Here is a 5,914-nt window from a genome sequence, read left to right on the forward strand (position 1 = left end):
CCACGGTGCTGGACGGCATCTCGCTCAACATCGACGCGGGCGAGGTGGTCGTGGTGGTGGGGCCGTCCGGCTCCGGCAAGTCCACCTTCCTGCGGTGCATCAATGTGCTCGAAACGATCAACGGCGGCGATCTGCTGGTCGACGGCCTGAGCGTGCACGGCGGCACCCGCTGCGCCAGCATCACCGGCGCCTGGGTGGCGGCGGCCGATGCCGTGGCCCTGCTGATGCGGCGTGGCGACCTGGCCGCCAACCCCATCCGCGACGCCGTGGCGGCCGTGTCGGTGGGGCTGGTGGCCGGCCGGCCCGTGCTGGACCTGGACTACGAAGAAGATTCCGCCTGCGATGCGGACGTGAACGTGATCATGACCGGCGCCGGCGCTTTCGTCGAAGTGCAGGGCACGGGCGAAGGCGCCACGTTCACCCGCGCCGAACTAGATGCCATGCTGGCCCTGGCCGAGCAGGGCATCGGCCAACTGGTGCGGGCCCAGCGCGCGGCGCTGGCGTAGGCAGGGGTCTGGCCGGCGCACACATCGGTGTCTGACACCCCTGGCGGGGAGTCAGACACCCGCAGACCGGCCTGCTTTTCCCGTCAAGGTAGTGCCATGGGTGTCTGACACCTAGCGTGTCAGACACCGCCAAGCAGGATCAAGGCCGCTATCTGGCCGGCAGCAGCGCTTCCACGCGCGCCAGGCTTTCCAGGCCCCACACGGTATCGATCAACCGGCGCACTTCGGCGTCGGTGGCGGCTTGCGCATACACCCCCAGGCTCAGGGCCTTGGCTTCGATTTCGGGCCGGCTGAGCGTGTTGCCGGGATCGCCCTTGGGTTCGTCCACGCGGCCATGCAGCACGCGGCCGTCGGTGGTGCGCACCGTAACCTTGCCGATCCAGCGTTCGGGGTAGGCGGCATCCACCTCGGGGTCGAGTTCCATGCTGACTTTTTCCCGCAACTGGGCCACGTCCTGGTTGCCCAGGGCCGCGTCGAATTCGGCCAGGCCGGCACGGCCGCTGCGCGCGATCAGGGCCAGCACGGTGCCCATCGAGAATTTCGACTGGTGCACGGTCTTGGGGTCGACCACGGGGCCCAGCACGTCGATGGCGCCTTGATGCACGTGGGTAACCACCTGTGCCAGGTCGCCCACCTGCAGTTTGTATTCGCGCATGACCTGCTGCAGGGCATCGGCCGCCGGATGGGTATGGCGGCACGAAGCGTGGTACTTGAAGGACGTCTCGGCCAGTGCCCAGCGCTCGCCCAGGCGGTCGAGCAGGCGGGCCGGGTCGGCATCTTGGGACATGCCCGCCGCCATGCCTTGCGCGCCTTCCAGGATGCGGCGCGCGCCGGTGAAACCCTCTTGGGCCAGGTAGGCGGCGGTCAGGCCGTCGGCGGCGGCCTTGGCGGTATGCAGCTGCTTGGAATCGGCCGCGTCGCGCAGGAATTCCCACAGGCCGGCGGCCTGCGTGCCGGCCGAGCCCAGGGCATGCAGCATTTGTTCGGCGTTCAGGCCCAGCAGGCGGCCCACCGTGACGGCTGCCGCCACGGTGCCTACCGTGCCGGTGGTGTGGAAGATCTTGTAGTGCGAACGCCCCAGGTATTCGCCCACGCGGATGCCCACTTCGTAGCCGGCCACCGCGGCTACCAGCAGGTCTTTGCCTGAACGGCCCAGGGCCTGGGCCACGGCCAGGGCAGGGGGGAACACCACCGCGGCGGGGTGGAACACCGAGCCATTGTGCACGTCGTCCTGCTCGACCACGTGGGCGGCCGCGGCGTTCACCATGGCGGCAAACAGCGGCGAGGTCTGGCGCCGCGTGATCAGCACCTGCGACGGGCCTTCGGCCGGGCCCATGGCCGCGGCATAGCGTTCGATGGCCTGCACGGCGCGGGCACCGGCGCCCGCCAGGATGGAACCCAGCGTGTCCAGCAGCAGGTCTTCGGCGCGCCGCAATACCGGCGCCGGAATGTCTTCAAAGCGCAGCCCGGCGGCGAATTCGGCCAGCGCGGCGCTGGGGTGGGGGTGAGCAGTGGTGGTCATGGGCTGCGGTCAGAATGAACGGGGCAGGCCCAGCACATGCTCGGCCACGTAGGAAAGAATCAGGTTGGTGGAAATGGGCGCCACCTGGTACAGGCGGGTTTCGCGGAACTTGCGTTCCACGTCGTATTCGGTGGCGAAGCCGAACCCGCCGTGGAACTGCAGGCAGGCGTTGGCGGCTTCCCAGGACGCGTCGGCCGCCAGCAGCTTGGCCATGTTGGCCTGCGCGCCGCACGGCTTGTGGGCGTCGAACAGGCGGCAGGCCTCGTAGCGCATCAGGCTGGCGGCTTCCACATTGATGTGGGCCCGGGCGATGGGAAACTGCACGCCCTGGTTCTGCCCGATGGGGCGGCCGAACACCATGCGTTCCTTGGCATAGGCGGCCACCTTGTCCACGAACCAGTAGCCGTCGCCGATACATTCGGCGGCGATCAGGGTGCGTTCGGCGTTCAGGCCGTCCAGGATGTACTTGAACCCCTTGCCTTCCTCGCCGATCAGGTTCTCGGCCGGAATTTCCAGGTTGTCGAAGAACAGTTCGTTGGTCTCGTGGTTGACCATATTGGGGATGGGGCGCACTTCCATGCCGTTTTTCACGGCGTGGTGCAGGTCTACCAGGAAAATCGACATGCCTTCCGACTTGCGGGTAACCTGGTCCAGCGGCGTGGTGCGCGCCAGCAGGATCATCAGGTCGGAATGCTGCACCCGCGAAATCCACACTTTCTGGCCATTGATGACATAGCGGTCGCCGCGGCGCACGGCAGTGGTCTTGATCTTGGTGGTGTCGGTGCCCGTGGTGGGCTCGGTAACGCCCATGGACTGCAGGCGCAGTTCACCATTGGCGATGCGCGGCAGGTACTCGCGTTTTTGCGCTTCCGAACCATGGCGCAGCAGCGTGCCCATGTTGTACATCTGGCCGTGGCAGGCGCCCGAATTGCCGCCGCTGCGGTTGATTTCTTCCATGATGACCGAGGCTTCGGTCAGCCCCAAGCCCGATCCGCCATATTCCTGGGGGATCAGCGCCGCCAGCCAGCCGGCTTCGGTCAGGGCGCGCACGAATTCTTCGGGGTAGCCGCGTTCTTCGTCGATTTTGCGGAAGTATTCGCCGGGAAACTGGGAGCACAGGTCGCGGACGGCTTCGCGGATGTCCTGGAAATCGTGATTGGAGTCTGACATGTCGGGAAAAGTCTATGATGAGGCTTATAGATAATCCAGGCACTTTGCCGTAATCCGGGCCGGCTTGCCAATTTATGATTGCTTAATACCGGGTTAGCAATTGCCGAAGCAGGGGAATACATGGCGGGGCATTTCGATCTGACCGATCTGCAGTTGATGGTGCACGTCGGCGACTGGCATAGTCTGACCCGCGGCGCCGAGAAAACCCATTTGTCGTTGCCGGCGGCCAGCACGCGCATCAAGAACCTGGAAGAGTATTTCGGCACGCAGTTGCTGTACCGCACCAGCCAGGGGGTGACCCTGACGCCGTCGGGCGAAGCCTTTACGCGCCATGCGCGCACCGTCATGCGGCAGGTTGAGCAGTTGCGCGGCGACATGCAGGAATTCGCCCGTGGCGTGAAAGGCCATGTCCGGGTGCTCGCCAACACCACCGCCATGACGGAATTCATGCCGGCGGTGCTGGGGCGCTTCCTGGCCGCCCATCCGGACGTCAACGTTGAACTGCGCGAACGCCTTAGTTACTTGGTAGTGCGGGCCGTGGCCGAGGGTTCGGCCGACCTGGGCATCGTGGCGGGTTGCACGGCCGACCAGAACCTGCAGTTCATTCCGTACCGCAAAGACCGCCTGGTGCTGGTGACGGCGGCCGGCCATCCCCTGGCCAGCGAACCCGCCGTGGCGTTCGCCGACACACTCGGAGACGACTACGTCGGCCTGTCCGAATGGAGTGCCATCCATCCCTTCCTGGTGCAGGCCGCCGCTGCCCTGGGGCGCACATTCAAGTTCCGCATCGAGGTCGGCAACTTCGAGGCCGTGTGCCGCATGATAGAAACCGGCGTGGGCATAGGCGTCATTCCCGAGTCGGTGGCGCAGCGCTTCGCGCGCACCCTGAACATCGCCATCGTCCCCCTGACCGACGAATGGGCGCTGCGCAAACTGCAGATCTGCGTACGCGACCGCGCGGCCCTGCCGGTTTTCGCGCGGGAACTGATAGACATGCTGGTGGCGGACGTGCCCGGGCACGAACGCGAAGCCACGCCCTGATATGTCAAGAATTTGCCAAGTTAGTTACGCATAATTACCCGGCCTTCCGCGGTTTTCGCGGAATTCTCGTATGGGGCGTTATGCGCAAGACTCTAAGTGTGAACCAGGCGCTGTCGGCGATGCTGGCGGTATTCGTGGCATTGTTCGTGGCCGCCGCCGCCGGCGCGATCGACCTGCTGCGGGACAGCCGCGCCGATATCCAGGCGCTGGGGCGCGGCAATGTGGAACGCGCCAGCGATCTCAGCAACCTGAACAGCGAACTGTTCCAGGCCCGCGCCTGGCTGACCGACGCCAAGACTTTCATGGAAGGCGGGCTGGAAGAGCAGCGCAACCAGGCGCTGCAGCAGGCGCAGGCGCTTTTGCAGCAGGCACAGGCCAGCCATGAACGCCTGCAAGCCAACCCGGACGCCGGCGGCCAGGGCGCGGCCCTGTTCGAAGCCGTGCTGGCGGCCTATGCCGGCCTGGCCACCGAGGCCTTGCAACCCATGCACAAGGCGCTGCAGGGCTGGAACGGCATCGAGGCCAACCGCATCGTCGAGCAAGTGCTGCCGGCGCGCAGCACCGCCTACCTGGACGCGGTGGGGGCTTTCCAGGCCTATGCGCGTGCGCAGGGGCAGGCCGCTGTCGCCCGGGCGGGCACGGTGCTGGACCGCGCCATGATGGCCGCGGTGGCTTTGCTGGTACTGGTGGGAGCCCTGGGGCTGGGCTTCGGGCTGGCCTTTCGCCGCACGGTGCTGCGGCCGCTGAACCAGGCGGGCACTCATTTCGACCGCATTGCCGACGGCGACCTCAGCGCGGCCATCGAGGCGCGCGGCAATAATGAAATCGGCGTGCTGTATTCGGCCATGCGCCGTATGCAGCGGGGGCTGACGGACGCGGTGGCCGCGGTGCGCCGGGGCGTGGAGGAAATCCACGGCGGGTCGCGCGAGATCGCCGCGGGCAACAGCGAGATGTCGGACCGCATCGCCCGGCAGGCGGGCGCCCTGCAGGACGCCTCGGCCAACCTCGCCACTCTGGCGGGCATGGTGCACACCACGGCCGAACATGCCGACCAGGCCCGCACCCAGGCCCATGCCGCGGCGCGGCTGGCCGAGCGCGGCGGGCAGGCCATGGGTTCGGTCAGCGCCGCCATGCAGCACATCGTGGACGATACCCGCCGCATTGAGGATATTGTCGAGGTGGTGGACAGCATTGCATTCCGCACCAATATCCTGGCCTTGAACGCGGCGGTCGAAGCGGCCCACGCGGGCGAGCAGGGCAAGGGCTTTGCCGTGGTGGCAGGCGAAGTCCGTTTGCTGGCGCAGCGCAGCGCCCAGGCGGCAGACGAGATCCGCGCCCTGATCCAGGCGGCCACGCAACGGGTGCACGACGGGGTGCGGCAGGCCGATACGGCCGGCCGCACCGTGCACGAGGCAGTGGCGGCCTCGGGCGAGGTTACGCGCCTGGTGTCCGGCATTACCGACGCGGCCGCAGAGCAGGCGGCCGGCATCGGCGCGGTGAACGACGCCGTGGCGCAACTGGAGCAGGCCACCCAGGAGAACGCGGCCATGGTCGAGCAAACCGCGGCGGCGGCGGCCTCGCTGGAAAGCCAGGCCGCCGCGTTGCGCACCGCCGTGGCCATCTTTCGCCTGGAAGCCGACGCGGTTCCCGCGTCCGCGCCCGTTGCCGCCATGGC

Annotated in this window: 5 protein-coding genes; 3 read left to right on the top strand and 2 right to left on the bottom strand. The window is 67.2% G+C overall.

Going from position 1 to position 5,914, the window contains the following annotated elements:
* On the top strand, positions 1-506 hold a 506-nt coding region (rph, locus tag LPZ50_RS20505), incomplete at its 5' end, for a ribonuclease PH (RefSeq protein ID WP_329957685.1).
* A 148-nt stretch (positions 507-654) separates the two neighbouring features.
* Here the strand turns inward: rph and LPZ50_RS20510 are convergent.
* Positions 655-2,028, bottom strand: a complete 1,374-nt coding sequence (locus LPZ50_RS20510) for an MmgE/PrpD family protein (RefSeq protein ID WP_230664448.1) — start codon at positions 2,026-2,028, stop codon at positions 655-657.
* Between the two features lie 9 nt (positions 2,029-2,037).
* Positions 2,038-3,198, bottom strand: coding sequence for an acyl-CoA dehydrogenase family protein (locus LPZ50_RS20515; protein WP_230664450.1), 1,161 nt, complete (start codon positions 3,196-3,198; stop codon positions 2,038-2,040).
* A gap of 120 nt (positions 3,199-3,318) precedes the next feature.
* Between LPZ50_RS20515 and LPZ50_RS20520 the strand changes: the two genes are divergently transcribed.
* Together LPZ50_RS20520 and LPZ50_RS20525 are read left to right on the top strand one after the other, a co-directional pair.
* A complete protein-coding gene (locus LPZ50_RS20520) occupies positions 3,319-4,239 on the top strand; it encodes a LysR substrate-binding domain-containing protein (RefSeq protein ID WP_230664452.1) in 921 nt (306 codons plus the stop codon).
* Positions 4,240-4,319: 80 nt separating this feature from the next.
* A partial coding sequence (locus LPZ50_RS20525) for a methyl-accepting chemotaxis protein (protein ID WP_230664454.1) occupies positions 4,320-5,914 on the top strand: 1,595 nt, incomplete at its 3' end.

This window comes from Bordetella petrii (assembly GCF_020991325.1).
Taxonomy (GTDB): domain Bacteria; phylum Pseudomonadota; class Gammaproteobacteria; order Burkholderiales; family Burkholderiaceae_B; genus Bordetella_A; species Bordetella_A petrii_E.

Bases quoted from the DNA above. Each gene is read 5' to 3' on its own strand.
- LPZ50_RS20520 (WP_230664452.1), top strand. From the start codon at position 3,319: ATGGCGGGGCATTTCGATCTGACCGATCTGCAGTTGATGGTGCACGTC.
- LPZ50_RS20510 (WP_230664448.1), bottom strand. From the start codon at position 2,028: ATGACCACCACTGCTCACCCCCACCCCAGCGCCGCGCTGGCCGAATTC.
- LPZ50_RS20515 (WP_230664450.1), bottom strand. From the start codon at position 3,198: ATGTCAGACTCCAATCACGATTTCCAGGACATCCGCGAAGCCGTCCGC.